This window comes from Corynebacterium doosanense CAU 212 = DSM 45436 (genome assembly GCF_000767055.1).
GTDB lineage: Bacteria > Actinomycetota > Actinomycetes > Mycobacteriales > Mycobacteriaceae > Corynebacterium > Corynebacterium doosanense.
On record NZ_CP006764.1, the window covers coordinates 1,366,811 to 1,391,545 of the forward strand.

Genomic DNA, 24,735 nt, shown 5'->3' on the forward strand with positions numbered 1-24,735 from the left:
CATTCGATTTCCGTAGATTGTTAGAGCTTTAGAGGAGAAACACTTTCATGAGCAACCGCATCGTTCTCGCCTACTCGGGCGGCCTGGACACCTCCGTCGCCATCCCCTACCTGGGCAAGATGCTCGACGGCGAGGTCATCGCCGTCTCCCTCGATCTCGGACAGGGCGGCGAGGACATGGAGTCCGTCCGCCAGCGCGCCCTGGACTGCGGCGCCGCAGAGTCCATCGTCATCGACGCCAAGGACGAGTTCGCCAACGAGTACTGCGTGCCCACCATCAAGGCCAACGGCATGTACATGGGGGAGTACCCGCTGGTCTCGGCGATCTCCCGCCCGCTGATCGTCAAGCACCTCGTGCAGGCGGCCCAGCAGTTCAACGGCACCCACGTCTCCCACGGCTGCACCGGCAAGGGCAATGACCAGGTCCGCTTCGAGGTCGGTTTCCTCAACCAGGACCCGGACCTGGAGATCGTCGCCCCCGCCCGTGACTTCGCCTGGACGCGCGACAAGGCCATCGCCTTCGCCGAGGAGATTGACCTCCCGATCGAGCAGTCCACCAAGTCCCCGTTCTCCATCGACCAGAACGTCTTCGGCCGCGCGGTCGAGACCGGCTTCCTCGAGGACCTGTGGAACCCGCCGACGAAGGACCTCTACTCCTACACCGAGGACCCGGCCATGGGTAACGCCCCGGACGAGGTCATCATCTCCTTCGAGGCCGGCGTCCCCACTGCCATCGACGGCAAGAAGGTCACCCCGCTCCAGGCCATCGAGGAGCTCAACCGCCGCGCCGGCGCCCAGGGCATCGGACGCCTGGACATGGTCGAGGACCGCCTCATCGGCATCAAGTCCCGCGAGGTCTACGAAGCCCCGGGCGCGCTGACGCTCATCACCGCCCACAAGGCCCTGGAGGACGTCACCGTCGAGCGCGAGCTCGCCCGCTACAAGCGCCTCATCGACGCCCGCTGGTCCGAGGAGGTCTACGACGGCCTGTGGTTCGGCCCGCTCAAGCGCTCGCTCGACGCGTTCATCGACACCACCCAGGAGCACGTCACCGGCGACATCCGCATGGTGCTGCACGCCGGCAAGGCCACGGTCAACGGCCGCCGCTCCAGCCACTCGCTCTACGACTTCAACCTGGCCACCTACGACACCGGCGACACCTTCGACCAGTCGCACGCCAAGGGCTTTGTCAAGCTTCACGGCCTGTCCTCCCAGATCGCCAACAAGCGCGACCGCGAGGCCAAATAAATGAGTGGCCTGCCCAAGCACGCCACCAACGAGGGCGCCCTGTGGGGCGGTCGCTTCTCCGGCGGCCCCGACGAGGCGATGTTCGCCCTCAGCGTGTCCACCCACTTTGACTGGGTTCTCGCCCCCTATGACGTGCTCGCGTCGAAGGCCCACGCCCGGGTCCTGCACAAGGCCGGGCTGCTCAGCGACACCGACCTGGACACCATGCTCTCCGGGCTGGATCAGCTGGGTGCGGACGTCGCCGACGGCACCTTCGCCCCCGAGCCGACGGACGAGGACGTCCACGGCGCGATGGAGCGTGGCCTCATCGACCGCGTCGGCCCCGAGGTCGGCGGCCGCCTGCGCGCGGGACGTTCCCGCAACGACCAGGTGGCCACGCTGTTCCGCATGTGGCTTCGCGACGCCGTGCGCGACGTGGCCGCCGACACCGCCGATCTCGTCGACGCCCTGGCCGCCCAGGCAGCCGCCTACCCGGACGCGATCATGCCGGGCAAGACCCATTCCCAGGCGGCGCAGCCGATCCTCCTGGCCCACGATCTGCTCGCCCACGCGCAGCCCCTGCTGCGCGACATCGACCGCATCCGGGACCTGGACAAACGACTCGCCGTCTCGCCCTACGGCTCCGGCGCGCTGGCCGGCTCGTCCCTGGACCTCGACCCCGAGGCCATCGCGGCCGAGCTGGGATTCGACTCCTCGTCCGACAACTCGTTGGACGGGACGTCGTCACGCGACTTCGCCGCCGAGGCCGCCTATGTCCTCGCCCAGATCGCCGTGGACATGTCCCGGCTCTCGGAGGAGGTCATCTACTGGGTGACTCCGGAGTACGGCTACGCCACGCTGGACGACGCCTGGTCGACCGGGTCCTCGATTATGCCGCAGAAGAAGAACCCCGACATTCCCGAGCTCACGCGCGGCAAGACGGGCCGGCTGATCGGCAACCTCTCCGGGCTGCTGTCCACACTCAAGGCCATGCCGCTGGCGTACAACCGCGACCTGCAGGAGGACAAGGAGCCGGTCATCGACTCCGTCGCCCAGCTGCGGCTGCTCCTGCCCGCGATGACCGGCATGGTGCGTACGCTGACCTTCCACCCCGAGCGCATGTACGAGCTCGCCCCGGCCGGCTTCACGTTGGCCACGGATCTGGCCGAGTGGATGGTGCGCCAGGGCGTGCCGTTCCGCGAGGCACACGAGGCCTCCGGCTCCGCCGTGCGAGTCGCGGAGAGCAGGGGAGTGGGCCTGGTGGATCTCACGGACGAAGAGTTGGCGGGTGTGGACCCGCGCCTGACCCCCGAGGTCCGCGAGGTGCTCACCGTAGAGGGTGCCGTAGCGTCCCGTTCCACCCGGGGCGGAACCGCCGGGGCCCGGGTCGCCGAGCAGCGCGGCCGGGTGGTCGAGGCGGCCGCCGAGCACCGCCGGTGGGCGCAGGCACCCGTGCGGGGTTAGTCCTCCGGAATTAATTGGGCGGTTGTCCAGCACCGCACCTGGGTTTGGCTTAACCTTTTTGTCATGTCAGGTGAGGGAACGAAGAACCGCTCCTCCGGAGGCCGCATCGTCGCGGGGATGATGTTCCTCCTCGTGGTCGCCGCCGCGGTCGTCTTCGGGCGGGACAGCAACCTGGTGTCGCTGTCGCCGCGCCTGAGCGGCGACGAGGTGGTCACCGGGATCATCGGCTCGGAGAAACGATCCTTCTTCGAGGACCCCGAGGTCCGGGAGATCCTCTCGGAACACAACATCGAGGTCCAGTTCACCACCGCCGGATCCCGGGGAATCGCCACGGACCCGCGGCTGGCGGAGGTGGACTTCGCGTTCCCCTCCTCCGCGCCCGCCGCGCAGAAGATTGCCAGCGAGCACGACAACCAGGGTGTCTCCACCCCGTTCTATTCGCCCATGGCGGTGGCCACCTTCACCCCGATCATGCAGCTGCTGGAACCCTCCGGGGTGGCCCGGCGCAGCGGGGACCACTGGGTCATCGACATGGCCAAGTACGTCGAGATGACCGGGCAGGGCACCCGCTGGCGCGATCTCGGCGACTCCTATCCCAGCCCGCGGGCGGTGCAGATTGCCACCACCGACATCCGCACCTCCAACTCCGCCGCGATGTACCTGGCCATCCTCTCGTGGGTGGTCGGTGACGCGAGCATCGCGCAGACCTCGGACGTGCCCGCTCTGGTGCCCGAAGTGGCCCCGCTGTTCACTGGGCAGGGCTACACCGAGTCCTCCTCCGCGGGCCCGTTCGGCGACTACCTCTCGCAGGGCGTCGGGTCCAAACCCATGGTCATGGTGTACGAGGCGCAGTTCCTCGAGCAGCAGATGGCGCAGAACTCCCGCATCAACGGCGACATGACCCTCGCGTACCTCAGCCCCACGACGCTGAGCAACCACTCCGTGGTGGCTTTCAGCGACGGCGGCTCCGAGGTCGCCCGCCTGCTGCGGGAGGACCCGGAGCTGCAGCGCCTCGCCGCGGCTCACGGCTTCCGCACCAACGACCCGGCCGTCTTCGGCGCCACGCTGCAGGAGCACGGCGTCGCCGAACCGCCGCCGCTCTACGACGTGGTGGACACCCCCAGCTACGAGGTCCTGGAGGAACTCATCCAGCGGGTCGGCGACCAGTACACCAGCCCCGATCCGCCCCCGGATCTCGAGCAGGACGTTCAGGAGACCCCATGATTGCCACCAGCCGTCGATTGCTCATCACCGCGGTACTCGCCGTCACGGCTCTCTTCGCGGCCGCCTGCTCGGGGCTGCCCGCCCTGACCCGGGACGACGAGCCCCTGTCCATCGTCGCCGCCACGGAACTCGAGGGCCTGGCACCCGCCCTCGAGGAGGCATCGGATGACCTGGGCTTTCCCATCACCGTGGAGTACCCCGGCGGCACCCTGACCAACTCCAGGGAGCTTGCCGACGGCGTCTTCGACCACCAGGTCGACGCCACCTGGTTCGCCACCAACCGCTACGTCCACCTGCGCGGGGCGGGGGACAAGCTCGCCGATTCCCACGAGATCGCCTCCAGCCCGGTCGGTTTCGGCGTGCAGTCCGCCACGGCTCGCGAGCTCGGCTGGGATGCACGACAGCCCACCTGGGCCGAGATCCGGGACGCGGCCACGGGGGAAGACTTCACCTTCGGCATGACCGACCCGACCTCGTCCAACTCCGGATTTTCCGCGCTGGTATCGGTGGCCACCGCGCTCGCTGACACGGGCACGGCCCTGACCACCCAGGACATCGAGCGCGTCGCTCCCGACCTGCGTGGGTTCTTCGCCGGGCAGGCCCTGACCTCGGGGTCCTCCGGTTGGCTCGCCCAGGCCTTCGAGGAGCGCCCGGATTCGGTTGACGCCATCATCAACTACGAGTCCGTGCTCACCGACCTGCGCCACGACGGCATGGACATCCAGGTGGTCGTCCCCGCCGACGGGGTCATTTCCGCCGACTATCCGCTCTCCACGATGGCAGAACCTGCCCACGACGGGGCGGGCGAGCAGGTCGCGGCACTCGCGCAGTGGTTCGCCGAGCACCCCGAGAAACTCACCGAGGCCAGCCTGCGCCCGACCACGGGCGGGGATCTGCCCGCGGAGCTCGCGGACACCTCGGTGATCGAGCTGCCGTTCCCCGGATCGATGGCGGTCACCGACGAGCTGCTCGCCGCCTACGCCAACGAGCTCCGCCGGCCCGGATCCACCGCCTTTGTCCTGGACACCTCCGGCTCAATGGAGGGCGAGCGGCTGTCCTCGCTCCAGAACATCATGCACTCGCTGATCGACGGCACGGCCGCCACCCCGCTGGGCGAGGTCGGGCTGCGTGACAACGAGCAGGTGAGCCTCATCCCCTTCGCCTCCGCTCCCCGCCAGCCGACCGAGGTGACCTTCGACCGCGAGGACGGGGCGATCAGGGACACCCTCAACTACCAGGTCAGCGACTTCCGTGCAGACGGGTCGACCGCCATCTACGAGGCACTTCGTGTCGCCTACGACGACGTGGACGCCTCCGGCGGGTCCATTCCGTCGATAGTTCTCATGACCGACGGAGAACTCACGGAAGGCATGACCTTCGAGCAGTTCCGGAACTTCCACGCCGGACTCTCGCCGCAGCAGCAGGACGTGCCCGTGTTTGTCATCCTCTACGGCGAGGCCAATGCCCGGGAAATGGCGGCCCTGGCCGAGCTGACCGGTGGCAAGGTCTTCAACGCCCTCGACGGCGACCTCGCCGAAGCATTCAAGGAGATCCGTGCCTACCAGTGACCAGCAGCCGTTCTGGACGAGCCGCCCCAACATTGTCGGCATCACCCTGGCGCTGATCGTCGTCGTCCTGCACCTCGTGGTGGGCATCGGCTCGCTGTGGTTCGTCGCGGCCATCGGCGCCTGGGGAGCCGGAGTCATGCTCACCCCGAAGCCGAAACCCCGGGAGCTGCCGGCACCGGAGATGATCGAGGACCCGGGGGTGTTGTCGACGCGGCTGCACAACGCGCTGGTCCCGCTGCGTCGCGACGACGTCCCCCACCCCATCCGCGCCAAGGCGGAGTCGATGGCAGGCGCCCTGGGCTGGGTCCTGGGCCGATGGGTGGAACTCGACGAGGCCACCGAGCAGAAGATGCAGTACACCACCATCATCCGTGACTTCCTGCCCGGCCTGATCTCCGGCTACCGCGAGGTGGGAAACCCCTTCGATCCCCGGGCTGTGGACGAGGTGTGGAAGTCGCTCGACCTCATCGAGACCGAGGCCACCAAGACCCGCACCGCCATCGTCGACCGCAACCTCATGGAGCTGGAGAGCCACACCCGGGCGCTGAAGCTGCAGTTCGGGCAGTTCGACGGCGGGTAAAGGCTCGCTTAACCGACGCGCGGAAATATCTCGCTGACAATGATTCAACAATTTTAGTAATATATTGGCAATCCGCTACCGCTAGTGAAAGTTACCTAATCAGGCGGGCGGGCCTGCCGGCTCCTCACCACCCGCGGGTTTACTGTTTCGAATCTTAGAGTAAAGGATAAAAATGGGATTTAGCTCGGACATGTACAACCTATCTTCTCTTCTCGACGGTGCAATCAAAGGAAGGATACAACTGCCCGATTTCCAGCGCGGTTACAAATGGGAAGATGAGCGCGTTCGGCAGTTACTCATCACGATTCTTCGGCGCCACCCGCTAGGGATTTTGATGCGGCTGGAGACTGGGAACGAGACACTTCGGTTCAAGCCCCGTCCGATCGAGGGGACCGAGGCAACCGTGATGGCAGAACCGGAGTACCTCCTTCTTGACGGACAGCAGCGACTCACCAGTCTCACCCAGGCGTTGACGGGGAACGGAATTGTGCAAACTAAAGACTCTCGAGGAAAGCTGCTCGTACGGCGATATTTTGTCAAGATCGATGACCTGCTCGATGAAGATAGCCTCGGCGACGAATCCGTTATCTCTGTGCCTGCTGACGGTGTGGTGAGGACCAACTTTAATCGAGACGTGGTGATGGACCTAAGTACGACAGAAGCGCAGATCGAGGCCGGGTATTTTCCGTGCAACTTGCTGTATGACTCCTTTGGCACATTCGAGTGGTTTCGTAAGCATCCCAACCAGTCATTGGGGTACGAGTACAACCGTCAGATCACGCCGAAGATCCAGGACTATCAGATTCCTGCTATCGACCTGGACCGCCGAACAGATAAGGCAGCGGTGGCGACGGTGTTCGAAAAGTTAACGTCGGGGGGCTGCCGCTAAATGTATTCGAACCTCTCACTGCCGTATTCGCCGGCGATAAGACGTACTACGAGCAAACCAGTACGGACTTTCGACTGAACGATGACTGGAAGGCGATAAGGAAAGCATGGGAAGATCACGATGCCCTCGAGCTGGTGGAGAACACTGACTTTCTACAGGCAGTTACACTGCTATCAACTTATTACCGGAGCCTAGATGCTGAACAAGGTCGTAAGCTTGGTGTATCGGCTAAGAGAGAAGATATTCTCCAACTGACCTTAGACGAGTATCTTCGGTGGCGAGAACCATTGATGAACGCTTTTGTGTGGGCGGCCAGTTTCTTGGCGGACGAGCACATATTCAAAGCGAAGGATGTGCCTTACCTTAAACAGCTCGTGCCGTTGGCGGCGCTCCGGGTGGTGCTGGGGGCGAAGTCTGACCACCACGCTGTAAAGAACCGCCTGAAGCTTTGGTACTGGTGCGGAGTGCTCGGAGAGCTTTACGGGTCTTCGATTGAAACTCGCTTTGTTCGCGACTTGGAGACTGTACCTGCTTGGGCAACTCAACATGAAGGTGCGGCCACCCCTCGCACGGTGCAGGACGCGAACTTTGTGGAGTCGAGGCTTCATTCCATTCGCACCCGAAGCTCAGCTGCCTATAAGGGCATCGCAGCTCTCATGATGTCAGGAGGATCGAGGGACTGGATCGAGGGAAAGAAGTTTGGGGCTTTCCAACACCGTGAAATGGGCGTAGATATTCATCACATTTTCCCAAAAAAATGGTGTACAGAAAACGCGATCGATCAGGAGCATCAAGAGTCGATTGTGAACAAGACTACTCTTAGTGCAAGAACAAATCGCGCGATTGGCGGCAACGCTCCGTCCAGATACATTCACAAAGTCGAGGTGCAGTCCGGTCTATCGGATTCCGAACTAAACCAGGTATTAGCTGAGCACTTGATCGAGTCCGATTTTCTTCGCGTCGATGACTTCGAGGGATTCTTCTTATCCCGGAGGGACAGTCTTTGTAAACTTATCAGCGAAGCAATGGGTAAGCCCGTGCAGCGGGACTTGGATTTCGGGCATCCCCTAGAGGATTCTTCGCAGTTCGACCCAGCTGAGCTGCAGCCGAAAGAACCTGGCACCGAGATCTAGAGAAGTTCCTGAGGCAGCGATTCAGACTGACCTGGGCTCGCTTACGCGGGTGGGGGAGAGAGCTGATGGTGTCAAAGAAGGGTACTCAGCACGCAGGGTTCGTGCGGCGACTTTTTTGCGAGGTTGATCGGGATGGCTCCAGCCGGTTATCTCTAGATATCAGAGTACATTTCGCGAATAGAGAAAGTTGCTCGCAACCGTCGGTCGTGGGTGATGACGTTGCGGGCGTTTCTGACCGGGGATTCGTGGCCGTTCAGACATAATGAACCCCATGTCTGCCTTCGAAGAAGTTCTGCACCAACTGCGCGAGAATCAGCCGCAGGGCAAGTACGGTATCGCTTTTGAGAAGCTGATGGTCAACTTCTTCCGCACCGCGCCCACACTGGCGAACCAGTTCGATGAGGTCTACCGGTGGGGCGACTGGCGCTACAACAACGGCAAGGCCGACACCGGGATTGACTTGGTGGCGCACCGGATCGAGGACGACAGCTGGGTGGCCATCCAGGCGAAGTTCTACCTGCCCACCACCAGCATTCAGAAGAGTCATATTGATTCCTTCTTCGAGGCGAGTGGTCATTCCTTCCAGACCGAGCGCGGTCGCGAGCACTTTTCCCACCGCTTCATCATTTCGACCACGGACAAGTGGTCCTCCAACGCGGAGTCGGCGCTGGAAAACCAGATGATTGAGACAAGCCGGATCGGCATGGCCGACATTGCTTCGGCACCGGTGAACTGGGATGTTGCTTTCCCCGGCTCGGAGATCCAGATCAATCTGACCAAGAAGCAGGCGTTTGATCCCCGCCCGCACCAGGCCGAGGCGATCGCGAAGGCCATGGCGGGGTTCGAGACCCACGACCGCGGCAAGCTCATCATGGCTTGCGGAACGGGCAAGACCTTCACCTCGCTGCGCCTGGCGGAGCAGGTAGCCGAGGCGAACGGCAACAAGGCGCGCATCCTTTTTCTGGTGCCGTCGATTGCCCTGCTTTCGCAGACGCTGCGGGAGTGGACCGCGCAGTCCACCACGGAGCTGCGCAGCTTCGCAGTGTGCTCGGACACCAAGGCGGGTAAGGCTGCCGAGGACATCGCGCCGCACGATCTGGAAGTTCCGGTCTCCACGGACGGGAAAACCATTGCGGCCGCGTTCGGTGCCGGGGGCAAACGTGCGCAGGGCCTGCACGTGGTGTTTTCCACCTATCAGTCCCTTCCTGCGGTTCACAACGCACAGGAAGACGGCATGGCGCCCTTCGACCTGGTCATCTGCGATGAGGCTCACCGCACCACCGGCGTGACTCTGGCCGGGGAGGACGCCTCGAATTTTGTCCGGGTCCATGACGCCGACTACATCAAGTCCCACAAGCGGCTGTACATGACCGCCACCCCACGGCTGTTCGACGACACCGTGAAGGGCAAGGCCGCCGAGCACTCCGCAGAGCTGGCTTCCATGGACGATGAGGCTGTATTCGGCCCTGAGTTCCATCGCCTCGGTTTCGGAGAGGCCGTGGAGAAAGGCCTGCTCACCGACTACAAGGTGCTGGTGATGACGGTGGACGAGGAAGTGGCGGCCGACGCCATGGCTTTCGCCCCCGGCCAGGACGTGAACCTCACCACCGCTTCGGCAATGATTGGCGCCTGGAACGCGCTGGCCAAGCGCTCCGGCAAACTGCAAGGGAGCAAGGACGGGTTTGAGCTCAACGCCGCGCCCATGCGCCGGACGGTGGCGTTTGCCAAAGACATCAAGACGTCAAAGCAGATCGCCGAGTCGTTCCCTTCCCTGATCTCCTCGCACAAGGTCCAGCTGGGATTCCAGCAGAACGTGGACGAGGAGGCTAAGCACAATATCGACCTCGAAGTTGCCGCCAAACACGTCGACGGCACGATGAACGCGCTTATTCGTTCCTCCAGTATCTCCTGGCTCGAAGCCGACATGCCCGCCAACGAATCCCGCATTCTCGCCAACGCGCGGTGCCTGTCCGAAGGCGTGGACGTCCCGGGCCTGGACTCGGTGATCTTCTTCAATCCGCGCAACTCCATGGTGGACGTGGTGCAGTCGGTCGGGCGGGTCATGCGGAAGGCCGAGGGCAAGGATTACGGCTACATCATCCTGCCCGTCGCGGTCGCCCCGGGGACGAGCCCGTCGCAGGCGCTCAATGACAATGCCCGTTTCCGCGTAGTGTGGCAGATCCTCAACGCCCTGCGCGCTCACGATGACCGGTTCAACGCCAAGGTCAACTCGATCGCCCTGAACGAGGGCAGCGCGCAGGAGCTTCCCATCGAGGTCGGGCACGTGGACAACGCCAAGAAGAAGCTCGATGACAACGATGCCCGCCCCGCCTCCGATACCGGCGAGGACGAGAATCTCGCGCAGCAGGTGGCGCTGTTCTCCCTGGAGCAGTGGCAGGAGGCGATGTACACCAAGCTGGTGGACAAGGTGGGCACTCGCACCTATTGGGAAGACTGGGCGGAAGACGTAGCCACCATTGCCCAGGCGCAGATCACGCGCATTAAAGCGCTTATCGACGGCGCCGATCCCGCACTCCGCCGAGAGTTCGACCGGTTCGTCGAGGGCCTACGAGGCAACCTCAACGATTCGATCACCGATGACGAAGCCATCAGCATGTTGTCCCAGCACCTCATCACTGCCCCGGTGTTTGACGCACTGTTCACGGAACACGACTTCTCCGCGCACAACCCGGTGGCCCAGGTCATGCAGCGCATGGCCGACGTGCTGGAGAGCGCCAACCTGGAGACGGAAACCGAGTCCCTGGAGAAATTTTACGCCAGCGTCCGGGTGCGCGCCTCGCAGGTAACGTCTGCGTCCGGTAAGCAGCAGGTGATCAAGGAGCTCTACGAGCGCTTTTTCCAGAAGGCCTTCAAGAAGCAGGCCAACGCACTCGGCATTGTGTACACCCCGGTGGAGATCGTGGACTTCATTCTCCGCGCCGCCGACGACGTATCCAGGGAGCACTTCGGCCGCGGGCTTACGGATGAAGGCACCATCGTCCTCGACCCCTTCGCGGGAACCTCCACCTTCATGGTCCGACTGCTGCAATCCGGGCTGATCAGGCCCGAGGACTTGGCCCGCAAGTACGCCAAGGAGCTCTATGCCACCGAGGTGATGCTGCTGGCTTACTACGTCTCAGCCGTGAACATTGAGACCACCTACAATGCCCTGCGCGCAGAGGAAGCTCAGCGCAACGGAGATCCGGAGCCCGACTACGTCCCTTTCGACGGCATTGCGCTTGCCGACACCTTCCAGATCCACGAAGACGGTGACATTCTTGACCTGGAGGTGTTCAAGAATAACAACGAGCGCATCCAGCGGCAGAAGAACGCCCCGATCAACGTCATCATCGGCAACCCGCCGTACTCCTCGGGGCAGAACTCCGCCAACGACAATAACGCGAACCTGAAGTACCCGACCCTGGACAAACGCATCGCGGAGACGTACGCGGCAAAGTCCACCGCCACCAACAAGAACTCGCTCTACGACTCCTACTTGCGAGCCTTCCGTTGGGCCACCGACCGCATCGGTGAGCAAGGGATCGTCGCCTTCGTGTCCAACGGTGGATGGATCGACGCGAACACCGGAGATGGCGTGCGCCTATCCATGGCAGAAGACTTCAATGACCTTTATGTGTTCAATCTGAGGGGAAACCAGAGGACTGCTGGCGAGCAGTCACGTAGGGAAGGTGGGAAGGTCTTCGGGTCAGGCTCGCGAAACACTGTTGCCATCACCATCGGCATCAAGAATTCTGCAAGGCCAGGGTTCCGAATCCACTACCGCGACATCGGCGACTACCTGAGTTCCGAAGTAAAGCTCAATATTGTCAACTCGTCGTCGATCCAGAATCTGGTGTGGAGTGCAATTGAACCCAACCAGCATGGCGACTGGCTGTCCCAGCGTGGCGAAGATTTTTCATCGTGGCCAGTCATCGGTTCAAAGAAGGGGGCTGAGAGTCCTCAGTTCTTCGAAGACTTTTCGCGTGGTCTTTCAACGGCCAGGGATTCCTGGGCTTACGCCCAAACGAAGAATGCGCTCTTAAATAACTTGAACACGCTGGTCTCAACTTACGACGAGGCGAAAAAAGGATTCGAAACTTGGGCTGGCGAGCAAGGGCTGGCAAAGGCGACGGAGCCTAACTTCAACCAATTCCTCAGTCTGAATCCCGAGCTGTCGGACCCGTCGAAGATTTCTTGGACTCATATTCTCAAAAATCTGGCTATAAAACAACGTGCGATATCAGTACGGCCAGATCGAATCTATCGTTCGCTGTACCGTCCTTTCGCAGGCGCATTTGTCTATTTCAGTGCCGACCTCAACGACAGGGGCTACAGGCTACCGTCGATGTTTCCGGCTCCGGCGCATCGCAATATAGGCATCATGATGACGGGACCTGCTGCGATGTACCAGTACGCAATTGTTGCAACCGACCAACTGCCCAACATGCATGCTCTTCATTCCGGCCAGTTTTTCCCGCGCTTTACCTGGGCTCTTACGGAGGCTGGCGATGGCGAGTTTTTTGCGGAAGTCGCCGATAAGCAAGACAGCGAGCACTCCACATTCGGCCAAATCGGCGAAGTCATCGACGGTTACCGTCGCGTCGACAACATCACCGGTGAGATCAAGATGTTGTACCGGGACGCACTGGGGGAGGACATCACGGGCGACGACATCTTTCACTTCGTCTACGGCAAGTTGCACGATCCGCACTACCGCACCGAGTACGCGGCCGACCTGAAGAAGATGCTCCCGCACATTGAGACCCCGGCCACCCGCGCGGAGTTCGATAAGTTCGCGGCTGCGGGTAAGCAGCTCATGGATCTGCACGTCAATTACGAGCACGTCGAGCCGTGGCCGGTCACCGTCAACGTCTCCGGTGATGAGGCGGACCGGGAGACGTGGCGGGTGGTCAAGATGGTCTGGGCGAAGAAGAAAGACCCGGAGACCGGCAAGAACGTCAACGACGTGACCACGCTGCGCTACAACAAGCGAGTCACCGTCACGGACATCCCCGCCAAGGCCGATGAGTACTTGCTGGGCTCTCGTTCCGCACTCTCGTGGATCATTGACCGCTACCAGGTAAAGAAGGACAAGGCGTCCGGCATCGTCAACGACCCGAATGACTGGGCAGATGAGGTGGGCAACCCGCACTACATTGTCGATCTCATCGCCAAGGTCACACGGGTTGCGGTGGAGACGGTCCGCATTGTCGAGACGTTGAGTGAACCAGCCGTCGATAAGCATCCCGGTACTCCCCGCTAGGATTGACCGCATGAGTCTGGATCCCAAGCTTCTCGACGTCCTTGCCTGCCCCAAAGACAAGGGCCCACTGGTCTATCTCGAGGACAAGAGTGTCCTGGTCAACGAGCGGCTCGGGATCGCTTATCCGATTGAGAACGGTATTCCCACGCTGCTCATCGATGAGGCCATAACCTGGCCGCCCGCCAACTGAATCCGAGAGGACCGCATGACCGACAACATTGTCGACGAACTTTCCTGGCGTGGGCTGATCAACCAGTCCACCGACCTCGACGCACTGCGTGAGACGTTCTCCACCCCGCAGGCGCTCTACGCCGGCTTTGACCCGACCGGTGACTCCCTGCACGCCGGGCACCTGGTGCCCATGCTCATCCTGCGCCGGTTCCAGGAGTTCGGCCACCGCCCGATCACCCTGGCCGGCGGTGCCACGGGCATGATCGGCGATCCCCGCGACGTGGGGGAGCGCAGCATGCTTGCCGACGCCGACGTCCAGGCCAACCTCGAGTCCATCAAGGGCCAGCTGCGCCGCTTCGTCAACTTCGACACGGGCAGCGACTCCGACGCGGTCATGGTGAACAACGCCGACTGGACGCTGCAGATGAACGTCATCGACTTCCTCCGCGACGTGGGCAAGAACTTCTCCCTCAACACCATGCTGGACCGCGACACCGTCAAACGACGCCTCGAGGCCGACGGCATCTCCTACACCGAGTTCTCCTACATGCTGCTGCAGTCCAACGACTACGTGCATCTGCGCCGCACCTACGGCGCGATGCTGCAGGTCGGCGGCAGCGACCAGTGGGGAAACATCATCTCCGGTGTCGACCTAAACCGGCGTATCGACGGCGCCAAGGTCCACGGCCTGACCGCGCCGCTGGTCACCGACGCTGAGGGCAACAAGTTCGGCAAGTCGACGGGCGGCGGCAAGCTGTGGCTCGACGCGGAGAAGACCAGCCCCTACTCCTGGTACCAGTACTTCATCAACGTCGGCGACTCTGTGGTGATCAACTACCTCAAGTGGTTCACGTTCCTGTGCCGGGAGGAGATCGCCGAGTACGAGGTCGCGGTGGCCGAGCGGCCCTTCAAGCGTGAGGCGCAGCAGCGACTCGCCCGGGAGATGACCACGCTCGTGCACGGTGCCGACGCGACCTCGGCCGTCGAGCTGGCCTCCCAGGCGCTGTTCGGACGAGCGGAGCTCACGGAACTCGACGAGCAGACCCTGGCGTCCGCCGTCTCGGAGACCGCGGTTCTCGAGGTCTCCGACGCGGACCCGCGGACGATCGTCGATCTCCTCGTCGGCACCGGACTGGCGAAGTCGAAGGGCGACGCCCGACGCTCCGTCTCCGAGGGCGGCGTCTACGTGAACAACGAACGGGTCAGCGACGACACCTGGGAACCCGCCGCGGAGGACATGCTGCACGGAGCATGGCTCGTTCTGCGCAAGGGCAAGAAGAACTTCGCCGGCGTGAAGGCCGTCTAGTCCCGGTGCCCTGATACAAGACCCCGCAGCCGTGTGGCTGCGGGGTTTCGCCGTTCTACCTGGCGATTTTACAGCCCTCGGTGCCGCGTGTAACTTAATCCGGGTTGCCGAGACAGCGAGAACCAAGTTCCCGCAGGTTGCAGGTGACAAGGAGATGAACCCCAGGTTGACTTCTTCGGAAGAAAATTGTTAAGGTGAGTCTCCGGCCGCAGGGCCGAAGGAAGCGAGAATCTTCCGGAAACCTGCCGGTCAGTGTTGTGTGAGAACTCGATAGTGTGCCAATGTACTTTATTTGTTTTTTCTTACCACGGCATCGCTTCCGTTGTGCGGGGTGGTGTGGGGTGGGTGCATGGCGTGTGGTTGACCATGAATGTTCGTGTGGTTGCCCCACCGGCTGATGTTGTCCCTTCTGTCACGGGGTTTGGTTGGTGGTTGGTGATACATGGATGGTTGATCATGTTCTGTGATGCGCCTACCACTCTCGGGCTGTTGTGGTTCGGGGTGTGGTGTAGCGGTTCGTGTGGGGGTTTGTCTCGTCGATTCATCCCTGCGTGGATTGTGGGCGTGGATCATGTTTGGTGGTTCATGTTTGTTTTTTGATTGTTTTTTGTCAGTTGTTTGGACTCTTTGATGCGTCTGAATGTTTCTGCATTCTTTTGTGGAGAGTTTGATCCTGGCTCAGGATGAACGCTGGCGGCGTGCTTAACACATGCAAGTCGAACGATGATGCCCAGCTTGCTGGGTGGATTAGTGGCGAACGGGTGAGTAACACGTGGGTGATCTGCCTCGTACTTCGGGATAAGCCTGGGAAACTGGGTCTAATACCGGATAGGACTGCATCGTAAGGGTGTGGTGGAAAGTTTTTTCGGTACGAGATGAGCCTGCGGCCTATCAGCTTGTTGGTGGGGTAATGGCCTACCAAGGCGTCGACGGGTATCCGGCCTGAGAGGGTGTACGGACACATTGGGACTGAGATACGGCCCAGACTCCTACGGGAGGCAGCAGTGGGGAATATTGCACAATGGGCGAAAGCCTGATGCAGCGACGCCGCGTGGGGGATGACGGCCTTCGGGTTGTAAACTCCTTTCGTCAGGGACGAAGCCCTTCGGGGTGACGGTACCTGGATAAGAAGCACCGGCTAACTACGTGCCAGCAGCCGCGGTAATACGTAGGGTGCGAGCGTTGTCCGGAATTACTGGGCGTAAAGAGCTCGTAGGTGGTTTGTCGCGTCGTCTGTGAAATTCCGGGGCTCAACTCCGGATGGGCAGGCGATACGGGCATAACTTGAGTGCTGTAGGGGAGACTGGAATTCCTGGTGTAGCGGTGAAATGCGCAGATATCAGGAGGAACACCGATGGCGAAGGCAGGTCTCTGGGCAGTTACTGACGCTGAGGAGCGAAAGCATGGGTAGCGAACAGGATTAGATACCCTGGTAGTCCATGCCGTAAACGGTGGGCGCTAGGTGTAGGGGGCTTCCACGTCTTCTGTGCCGTAGCTAACGCATTAAGCGCCCCGCCTGGGGAGTACGGCCGCAAGGCTAAAACTCAAAGGAATTGACGGGGGCCCGCACAAGCGGCGGAGCATGTGGATTAATTCGATGCAACGCGAAGAACCTTACCTGGGCTTGACATACACCGGACCGGGCCAGAGATGGTCTTTCCCTTTGTGGTCGGTGTACAGGTGGTGCATGGTTGTCGTCAGCTCGTGTCGTGAGATGTTGGGTTAAGTCCCGCAACGAGCGCAACCCTTGTCTTATGTTGCCAGCACGTGATGGTGGGGACTCATGAGAGACTGCCGGGGTTAACTCGGAGGAAGGTGGGGATGACGTCAAATCATCATGCCCCTTATGTCCAGGGCTTCACACATGCTACAATGGTCGGTACAACAGGTTGCGATGCAGTGATGTTCAGCTAATCCTTAAAGCCGGCCTTAGTTCGGATTGGGGTCTGCAACTCGACCCCATGAAGTCGGAGTCGCTAGTAATCGTAGATCAGCAACGCTGCGGTGAATACGTTCCCGGGCCTTGTACACACCGCCCGTCACGTCATGAAAGTTGGTAACACCCGAAGCCCATGGCCCAACCAGTTTACTGGGGGGAGTGGTCGAAGGTGGGATCGGCGATTGGGACGAAGTCGTAACAAGGTAGCCGTACCGGAAGGTGCGGCTGGATCACCTCCTTTCTAAGGAGATTTTTGAGATAGTAGTTTTTCCCCATGGGTCGGGTAGTTTCCCGGCTGGTGTGGGGTGTGGTTGAGGTTGCCGAGTGTGCACCTGCCACATGGTTTTCTGGCAGTGGAAGCTGCACGAACGGTTCTTTCCGTGTGTGGTGCGTCTGCCCCGGTGGTGGAGGAGACAAATAATTGAATGGTGCGTTGGCATGCTGTCGGGTGTCTGGGACAACACGTGTGTGTGTTCCCGTGGACCGTGCTGTCGGTTACTGCTCCTGAGTGATCCTCCTTGGTGGGGGTTGTGGGGTGGTGGGCTGGTGGTGGGGTGTGTTGTGTGAGAACTGTATAGTGGACGCGAGCATTTCATTGATTGGCACCTGCTGCCCTGGTGTGGTGGTGGGTGTGGTTGGTGTGTGTTTTTTTCTGTTCTTTTTGTGTGATTTTGTGTGTGTTGCCCGGACAAGTTTTTGTGTTTGTTCGTTAAGGGCGCATGGTGGATGCCTTGGCATGCTGAGCCGATGAAGGACGTGTGAGGCTGCGTTATGCCTCGGGGAGTTGCCAACTGAGCGTTGATCCGAGGATGTCCGAATGGGGAAACCCGGCACCTGTTATGGGGTGTCACCGTTCCATGAATTCATAGTGGTTCGGGGGTTACGCGGGGAAGTGAAACATCTCAGTACCCGTAGGAAGAGAAAATAATAATGATTCCGCTAGTAGCGGCGAGCGAACGTGGATCAGGCTAAACCGCGTGTGTGTGATACCTGGGTAGGGGTTGCATGCGTGGTGTTGTGGGGAGCATTGTTCACCGGTTACCCGACGGTGTGCCCTTTTTTTGCGCGTGGTTAGTGGAAGTGGTCTGGGATGGCCCACGGAACAGGGTGAGAGTCCCGTACATGAAGGCCAGGTGTGGGGGGTTGGTGTTTACCCGAGTAGCAGCGGGCTCGTGGAATCTGCTGTGAATCTGCCGGGACCACCCGGTAAGCCTAAATACTCAGTGTGACCGATAGCGGATTAGTACCGTGAGGGAATGGTGAAAAGTACCCCGGGAGGGGAGTGAAATAGTTCCTGAAACCATGTGCTTACAATCCGTCAGAGCACCTCTTGTGTGTGATGGCGTGCCTTTTGAAGAATGAGCCTGCGAGTCAGCGGCATGTCGCGAGGTTAACCCGTTGTGGGGTAGTCGTAGCGAAAGCGAATACTAACTAGTGTGTAGTAGTGGCATGTCCTGGACCCGAAGCGGAGTGATCTACCCATGGCCAGTGTGAAGCAGCTGTAAGAGGTTGTGGAGGCGCGAACCCACTTAGGTTGAAAACTGAGGGGATGAGTTGTGGGTAGGGGTGAAAGGCCAATCAAACTCCGTGATAGCTGGTTCTCCCCGAAATGCATTTAGGTGCAGCGTCGTATGAGCTTGCCGGAGGTAGAGCTACTGGTTGATTGAGCGGGACTACCATCTTAGCAATGTCAGCCAAACTCCGAATGCCGGTGTAAGTGTTGTACGGCAGTGAGACTGTGGGGGATAAGCTTCATGGTCGAGAGGGAAACAGCCCAGATCGCCGGCTAAGGCCCCTAAGGGTGTACTAAGTGGAAAAGGATGTGTGATCGCGAAGACAGCCAGGAGGTTGGCTTAGAAGCAGCCACCCTTGAAAGAGTGCGTAATAGCTCACTGGTCGAGTGGTTGTGCGCCGACAATGTAGTGGGGCTCAAGTACACCGCCGAAGCCGCGGCATCACACCAAAGGTGTGATGGGTAGGGGAGCGTCGTGCATGGGGTGAAGCCTGACCGTGAGGGCGGGTGGACTGTGTGCGAGTGAGAATGCAGGCATGAGTAACGAGTGTAAGGTGAGAATCCTTACCGCCGGATGACTAAGGGTTCCTGGGTCAAGTTCGTCTTCCCAGGGTGAGTCGGGGCCTAAGGCGAGGCCGACAGGCGTAGTCGATGGATAACGGGTTGATATTCCCGTACCCGTATGTGTGCGACCATGGTGAATCGGGGATACTAACCACCCATAATCACCGCCAAGCCCCGCCTTCGGGTGGGGCAGGTGGTGTGCGTGCGTGGGGCCTGATCCGGTAGTAGCCAAGTGATGGGGTGACGCAGGAGGGTAGCCGAGCCACTTAGTGGATTGTGGTGCAAGCGTGCAGGCCGGTGTGTAGGTAAATCCGCACACCATCAAGGCTGAGGCGTGATGCGTAGGACCTCATGGTCTGATGTTGGTGATCCCGTGCTGTCGAGAAAAGCCTCTAGCGATGTGCATGTATGGCCCGTACCCGAAACCGACACAGGTAGTCAGGTAGAGAATACTAAGGCGGTCGGGTGAACTGTGGTTAAGGAACTCGGCAAAATGACCCCGTAACTTCGGGAGAAGGGGTGCCATTGCTGGTGACAGTCTTGACGGCTGGTAGCTGGTGGTGGTCGCAGAGAATAGAGGGAAGCGACTGTTTATCAAAAACACAGGTCCGTGCGAAAACGTTGAAGTTGATGTATACGGACTGACGCCTGCCCGGTGCTGGAAGGTTAAGAGGACCGGTTAGGACACCCTTGTGGTGTTCGAAGCTGAGAATTTAAGCCCCAGTAAACGGCGGTGGTAACTATAACCATCCTAAGGTAGCGAAATTCCTTGTCGGGTAAGTTCCGACCTGCACGAATGGCGTAACGACTTCCCTGCTGTCTCAACCACAGGCCCGGTGAAATTGCAGTACGAGTAAAGATGCTCGTTTCGCGCGGCAGGACGAAAAGACCCCGGGACCTTCACTATAGCTTGGTATTGGTGTTCGGTTCGGTTTGTGTAGGATAGGTGGGAGACTTAGAGATCATCACGCCAGTGGTGGTGGAGTCGTTGTTGAAATACCACTCTGATCGGATTGGATACCTGAACCTTGGCCCATGATCTGGGTTGGGGACAGTGCCTGGTGGGTAGTTTAACTGGGGCGGTTGCCTCCCAAAATGTAACGGAGGCGCCCAAAGGTTCCCTCAGCCTGGTTGGCAATCAGGTGTTGAGTGTAAGTGCACAAGGGAGCTTGACTGCGAGACGTACAGGTCGAGCAGGGACGAAAGTCGGGACTAGTGATCCGGCACCTACTAGTGGATGTGGTGTCGCTCAACGGATAAAAGGTACCCCGGGGATAACAGGCTGATCTTCCCCAAGAGTCCATATCGACGGGATGGTTTGGCACCTCGATGTCGGCTCGTCGCATCCTGGGGCTGGAGTAGGTCCCAAGGGTTGGGCTGTTCGCCCATTAAAGCGGCACGCGAGCTGGGTTCAGAACGTCGTGAGACAGTTCGGTCTCTATCCGCCGCGCGCGTGGAAACTTGAAGAAGGCTGTCCCTAGTACGAGAGGACCGGGACGGACGTACCTCTAGTGTGCCAGTTGTTCCGCCAGGGGCATTGCTGGTTGGCTACGTACGGAAGGGATAACCGCTGAAAGCATCTAAGCGGGAAGCCTGTTCTGAGATGAGGTTTCTTTTGAGGTCCCCTATAGATGATGGGGTTGATAGGCCAGATCTGGACGTGGGGTAACCCATGGAGGTGACTGGTACTAATGCACCGACTTCAAACACAATAGTTTTTAAAGTATCTGCCGCCCCCGGTTGGTGGGGTGGTGGTGGTTCTGCTGCACGCATGATTCCCACGTAATGGGGGAACAGAAAAACATGCTCGCGTTCATTATGCAGTGTCTGACACGGCACATGTGGTCTACGGTGATCACCCCGGTTGGGGTGGTGTTCCATGTGTGTGTCGGTGGTTGATAGCGGCAGGGAAACGCCCGGTCCCGTTCCGAACCCGGAAGCTAAGCCTGCCCGCGCTGATGGTACTGCACCCGGGAGGGTGTGGGAGAGTAAGTTGCCGCCGACCTAAAACAACAACAAATTAATAGTGAATCCGAAGAAATACGCATGATCTGATAAACATCTATGTTTCTCGGATCATGCGTATTTTTTGTTTCATCCCCCTCGAGCACTAAGGAAGTCTCCCCACCATGAACGAGCATCGTCCCGGTCGCGACCGCCAGTCCAGCAACCGCAGGGGTAACACGTCTTCCGGGGGGTCGGCATCCGGCGCGCGTCGCCACTCCCAGCGCGCCGGCTCCGGCCGCGATGACAGGGACTCCCGCACCAACGGGCCCAACCGCCCCGGTTTCCGCGAGGAACGCCTGGACCAGCGTCACGCGGAGCCGGACCTGCCCGAGGGTCTGGACACCAAGAAGCTTGACCCCATGATCAGGCAGGATCTGCGCGTTCTGTCCAAGGAGAACGCGGAAGCCACCGGCCAGCACATCCTCATGGCCATGGACCTCGTCGATGACGAGCCCACCCTGGCGCTCGCGCACGCCCGCGCCGTGAAGAACCGCGCCGGCCGGGTCGGCATTGCCCGTGAGCTCAACGGTGTCGTCGCATACCACGCCGGGGAGTGGAAGGAGGCGCTCGCGGAGCTTCGTGCCGCCCGCCGCATCTCCGGAGGTCCGGGGCTCCTCGTGCTCATGGCGGACTGCGAGCGTGGTCTCGGCCGTCCGGAGAAGGCCATCGAGCTCGGCCGCAGCCCGGAGGCGAAGGAGCTGGACGAGGAAGCCCGCATCGAACTCGCCATCGTGGTGGCTGGTGCGCGACTGGATCTGGGCCAGAAGGAATCGGCCCTGGTCACCCTGGAGCGCATGCAGCCGTCGCTCGACGGCGCGTCGCTGTCCAGCGCGCGACTCTCCTACGCCTATGCCGACGCCCTGATCGCGAACGGCCGCACCGAAGAAGCGCGCCAGTGGTTCGAGCACGTCGTGTCCGTGGACATCGATGAGACGACGGACGCCGCTGAGCGGCTGGCTGAGCTCAACTAGGCTCTATCCCCATGAGCCTGACAGACACCCATGACGCCCTCCTGCTGGATCTCGACGGGACCGTGTGGGAGGGGGGCCTAGCCATCGCCGAGGCCGTGGAGTCCATCACGGACTCGGGCATCGCCGCCCTCTACATCACCAACAACGCCTCGCGCAGCCCGGTGGACGTCGCCGAGAAGCTCGGTGCCATCGGCCTCCCGGTCGATCCGTCCCGGGTGCTCACCTCCTCTCAGGCAGCCGCGTCTCTTGCGCGCGAGCTGTACCCCGAGGTCACCCGTGCCCTGGTGGTGGGCACCGCCGCGTTCCGGGACATTGCCCGGGACGCGGGATTCACTGTGGTGGACTCCGCCGACGATCGGCCCGAGGTGGTCCTGCACGGGCATAACCCGGAGACCGGTTGGGCGCAGCTGACCGAGGCTGCCCTGGCCATAGGCGCGGGTGCCAAGTACGTCGCCTCCAACATGGACACCACGCTTCCGACCGAGCGGGGACTCGCCGTCGGTAACGGATCCATGGTGGCCGCGGTCGTCTCCGCCACCGGTGTGACCCCCGCTGTGGCCGGCAAGCCGCAGCCCACCATGTTCCGTCAGGCAGCGGAGTTCCTTGGTTCCCAGAGCCCCCTGGCCATCGGTGACCGGCTGGACACCGACATCGAGGGCGCCGTCGCCGCGGGCATGCCCGTGCTTCACGTCCTCACCGGCGTGTCCGGGCATTATGCACTGCTGGCAGCCCCGGCACACCAGCGTCCGACCTACGTCGCCGACTCCATGGCCGCACTCCCCCAGGAGGCGTCCGAGCTTGCGCCCGGTGCCCAGGGCGGTTTCCGGGCCGTCAGGGAGGGAGACGAGGTGGTGCTCACCGGCGGTTCGGACGCCAGCACCCCGATCCAGGCACTGCGGACTGTTCTCGCCGAGGCCTGGGCCCGGGACACCCCGCCCACCGGGGTCCGGCCCGAGTCGCCCGCCGCGCGGCAGGCTGTGGGGCAGTGGTGGTGACGGCGAAGCCGCAGGATCCTGGGCAGGCGTCGATAAGCCCCGAGGAACTCGGGGAGGAAGTCGACCGCATACTCGATGCACCCGCGCCGACGCTCGCCGAGGAGGCAGCCCAGCTCGAGGCGGCCCACGCACTGCTCAATGACGCTCTCCAACAGAAACAGTAGGTACCTCTCACCATGCCACCAGCACGCAGGCGTCTCGACGCAGAACTCGTCCGCCGGAAGATCGCCCGGTCGAGGGAGCACGCCGTCGAGATGATCAAGGCCGGGCGGGTCAGTGTCGGGGGATTCCGGGCGACGAAGCCCGCGTCGGTGGTGGAGCCGGAGGCGTCGATACGGGTGGAGGACGCCGGGGAGGACTGGGCCTCGCGCGGCGCCCACAAGCTGCTCGGCGCGCTCCAGGCCTTCGAGGCGCAGGGGCTCGAGGTGTCGGGCCGGCGCGCGCTGGATGCCGGCGCCTCCACCGGCGGGTTCACCGATGTGCTGCTGCGCCGCGGGGTTCGCGAGGTCGTGGCCGTGGACGTGGGTTATGGCCAGCTCATCTGGCGGCTGCAGAACGACGAGCGGGTCACCGTTCTCGACCGCACCAACGTGCGCACGCTGACCCCGGAACAGGCCGGCGGAGAATGCGACCTCATGGTCGGCGACCTCTCCTTCATCTCCCTGCGGCTCACGCTGCCGGCGATCGCGGAGTGCATGAGCGAGGGCGCCGATCTGCTGCCCATGATCAAGCCGCAGTTCGAGGTGGGCAAGGACCGCCTGGGCAGCGGGGGTGTGGTCCGTAGCCCGCAGCTGCGCACCGAGGTGATCCGGGAGGTGGCCGACTTCGCGCTGAGGCTGGGGCTGAGCTGTCGCGCCGTGGTGGCGTCCCCGCTGCCCGGGCCGAGCGGCAACGTAGAGTACTTCCTGTGGCTCGTCAAGGACGGCGGGTCGGCCGCGGTGTCTTCGGAGACGCTCGGCGCCATGATCGACACGGCCGTGAAGGAGGGACCGCAGTGAGTGAACAACGACAGATCCTCCTGGTCCCGCACACGGGCAGGGAATCCAACATCGTGGCGGCCGCACGGACCGCGGAGCTGGCCGCCGCTGCGGGCATCAGCGTTCGCGTGCTGTTTCCGCAGAACCCGGACGCCCTTGACGCCCACCCCCAGCTGGCGGATCTTCCCCGGGTGAAACACGGCCCGGAGGCCGCCCGGGACTGCGAGCTGGTTCTAGTTCTGGGCGGCGACGGCACGTTCCTGCGCGCTGCCGACATCGCCCGCGCCCAGGATGTCCCCGTGCTGGGCATCAACCTCGGGCACGTGGGTTTCCTCGCCGAGTGGGAGGCCGACTCCCTCGACCAGGCGATCCAGTACGTTATCGACCGGGAATACCGCGTGGTCGACCGGATGACCATCGACGCGGTGATCCTCAACGACCGCTCCGAGGAGATCGGCCGCGGGTGGGCGCTCAACGAGGTCAGCGTGGAGAACGTCAACCGCCGCGGGGTGCTCGATGCCATCCTCGAGGTGGATCAGCGTCCCGTGAGCTCCTTCGGGTGCGACGGGGTGCTCATCGCCACCCCGACCGGGTCCACGGCCTATTCCTTCTCCGCCGGCGGGCCGGTGCTGTGGCCGCAGCTCGACGCCATCCTCGTGGTCCCCAACAACGCGCACGCGCTGTTCACCAAGCCGCTCATCGTCGCGCCCTCGTCGCGCGTGGCGGTGGAGTCGCTGGCCACCACCTCGGCCGCGGTCGCCGTGATGGACGGCCACCGCGTCGTGGACATGCCTCCCGGCTCGCGGATCGAGGTGGTCCGCGGGGAGCGGCCGGTGCGTTGGGTGCGTCTCGACGACCGCCCGTTCACCGACCGGCTGGTGAGCAAACTGCGCCTGCCCGTGTCCGGGTGGCGCGGCCCGGCCCCCATCTGACGGCCCGGCCGCG

15 protein-coding genes and 3 rRNA genes are annotated in these 24,735 nt (G+C 61.9%); all 18 read left to right on the forward strand.

Annotated features, from left to right (window positions below; translation table 11 throughout):
• The first annotated feature begins 47 nt into the window (after positions 1–47).
• The 18 genes from CDOO_RS06740 (at position 48) to CDOO_RS06815 (ending at position 24,722) form a co-directional block, all read left to right on the forward strand.
• Entirely contained in the window at positions 48–1,247 is a 1,200-nt protein-coding gene (locus tag CDOO_RS06740) for an argininosuccinate synthase (RefSeq protein ID WP_018022458.1), read from the forward strand.
• A gap of 9 nt (positions 1,248–1,256) precedes the next feature.
• On the forward strand, positions 1,257–2,690 hold the full coding sequence (gene argH, locus CDOO_RS06745) for an argininosuccinate lyase (protein WP_026159434.1): 1,434 nt from the start codon (positions 1,257–1,259) through the stop codon (positions 2,688–2,690).
• A gap of 63 nt (positions 2,691–2,753) precedes the next feature.
• Positions 2,754–3,914, forward strand: coding sequence for a hypothetical protein (locus CDOO_RS06750; RefSeq protein WP_026159433.1), 1,161 nt, complete (start codon positions 2,754–2,756; stop codon positions 3,912–3,914).
• Positions 3,911–5,482, forward strand: coding sequence for a vWA domain-containing protein (locus CDOO_RS06755; RefSeq protein ID WP_018022455.1), 1,572 nt, complete (start codon positions 3,911–3,913; stop codon positions 5,480–5,482). The genes CDOO_RS06750 and CDOO_RS06755 overlap by 4 nt, the downstream gene beginning before the upstream one ends.
• Positions 5,469–6,062 (forward strand): hypothetical protein, encoded by a 594-nt coding sequence (locus tag CDOO_RS06760; RefSeq protein WP_018022454.1) that lies wholly within the window; start codon positions 5,469–5,471, stop codon positions 6,060–6,062. The genes CDOO_RS06755 and CDOO_RS06760 overlap by 14 nt, the downstream gene beginning before the upstream one ends.
• Positions 6,063–6,252: 190 nt before the next feature.
• Positions 6,253–6,951 carry a DUF262 domain-containing protein gene (locus CDOO_RS14310; RefSeq protein WP_245616203.1) on the forward strand — a complete coding sequence of 233 codons (699 nt, stop codon included), beginning with the start codon at positions 6,253–6,255 and terminating at the stop codon, positions 6,949–6,951.
• A 134-nt stretch (positions 6,952–7,085) separates the two neighbouring features.
• Complete coding sequence (locus CDOO_RS14315) at positions 7,086–8,084, forward strand: hypothetical protein (RefSeq protein ID WP_245616204.1); 999 nt, start codon at positions 7,086–7,088, stop codon at positions 8,082–8,084.
• Positions 8,085–8,355: 271 nt separating this feature from the next.
• The gene (locus CDOO_RS06770; protein WP_018022453.1) at positions 8,356–13,347 is read left to right on the forward strand and encodes a DEAD/DEAH box helicase; all 4,992 of its coding nucleotides are present in this window, start codon (positions 8,356–8,358) and stop codon (positions 13,345–13,347) included.
• A gap of 10 nt (positions 13,348–13,357) precedes the next feature.
• Positions 13,358–13,537 carry a Trm112 family protein gene (locus CDOO_RS06775; RefSeq protein ID WP_018022452.1) on the forward strand — a complete coding sequence of 60 codons (180 nt, stop codon included), beginning with the start codon at positions 13,358–13,360 and terminating at the stop codon, positions 13,535–13,537.
• 15 nt (positions 13,538–13,552) lie between these two features.
• Positions 13,553–14,824: a tyrosine--tRNA ligase gene (tyrS, locus tag CDOO_RS06780; protein WP_018022451.1), complete on the forward strand. Its 1,272-nt coding sequence runs from the start codon at positions 13,553–13,555 to the stop codon at positions 14,822–14,824.
• A gap of 655 nt (positions 14,825–15,479) precedes the next feature.
• Positions 15,480–17,004, forward strand: a 16S ribosomal RNA gene (locus CDOO_RS06785).
• A gap of 456 nt (positions 17,005–17,460) precedes the next feature.
• Positions 17,461–20,553 (forward strand): 23S ribosomal RNA (locus CDOO_RS06790).
• Positions 20,554–20,727: 174 nt separating this feature from the next.
• Positions 20,728–20,845: ribosomal RNA gene (gene rrf / locus CDOO_RS06795) — 5S ribosomal RNA — on the forward strand.
• Together the 16S, 23S and 5S rRNA genes form the textbook arrangement of a ribosomal RNA operon.
• A 124-nt stretch (positions 20,846–20,969) precedes the next feature.
• Positions 20,970–21,818 carry a tetratricopeptide repeat protein gene (locus tag CDOO_RS06800; protein ID WP_018023001.1) on the forward strand — a complete coding sequence of 283 codons (849 nt, stop codon included), beginning with the start codon at positions 20,970–20,972 and terminating at the stop codon, positions 21,816–21,818.
• Positions 21,819–21,829: 11 nt separating this feature from the next.
• Positions 21,830–22,813 carry an HAD-IIA family hydrolase gene (locus tag CDOO_RS06805; protein ID WP_018023002.1) on the forward strand — a complete coding sequence of 328 codons (984 nt, stop codon included), beginning with the start codon at positions 21,830–21,832 and terminating at the stop codon, positions 22,811–22,813.
• Entirely contained in the window at positions 22,810–22,977 is a 168-nt protein-coding gene (locus tag CDOO_RS13930; RefSeq protein ID WP_162138675.1) for a hypothetical protein, read from the forward strand. The genes CDOO_RS06805 and CDOO_RS13930 overlap by 4 nt, the downstream gene beginning before the upstream one ends.
• 12 nt (positions 22,978–22,989) lie before the next feature.
• Complete coding sequence (locus tag CDOO_RS06810) at positions 22,990–23,811, forward strand: TlyA family RNA methyltransferase (RefSeq protein WP_026159506.1); 822 nt, start codon at positions 22,990–22,992, stop codon at positions 23,809–23,811.
• Positions 23,808–24,722 carry an NAD kinase gene (locus CDOO_RS06815; protein ID WP_018023005.1) on the forward strand — a complete coding sequence of 305 codons (915 nt, stop codon included), beginning with the start codon at positions 23,808–23,810 and terminating at the stop codon, positions 24,720–24,722. The genes CDOO_RS06810 and CDOO_RS06815 overlap by 4 nt, the downstream gene beginning before the upstream one ends.
• The last annotated feature ends 13 nt before the right edge of the window (positions 24,723–24,735 follow it).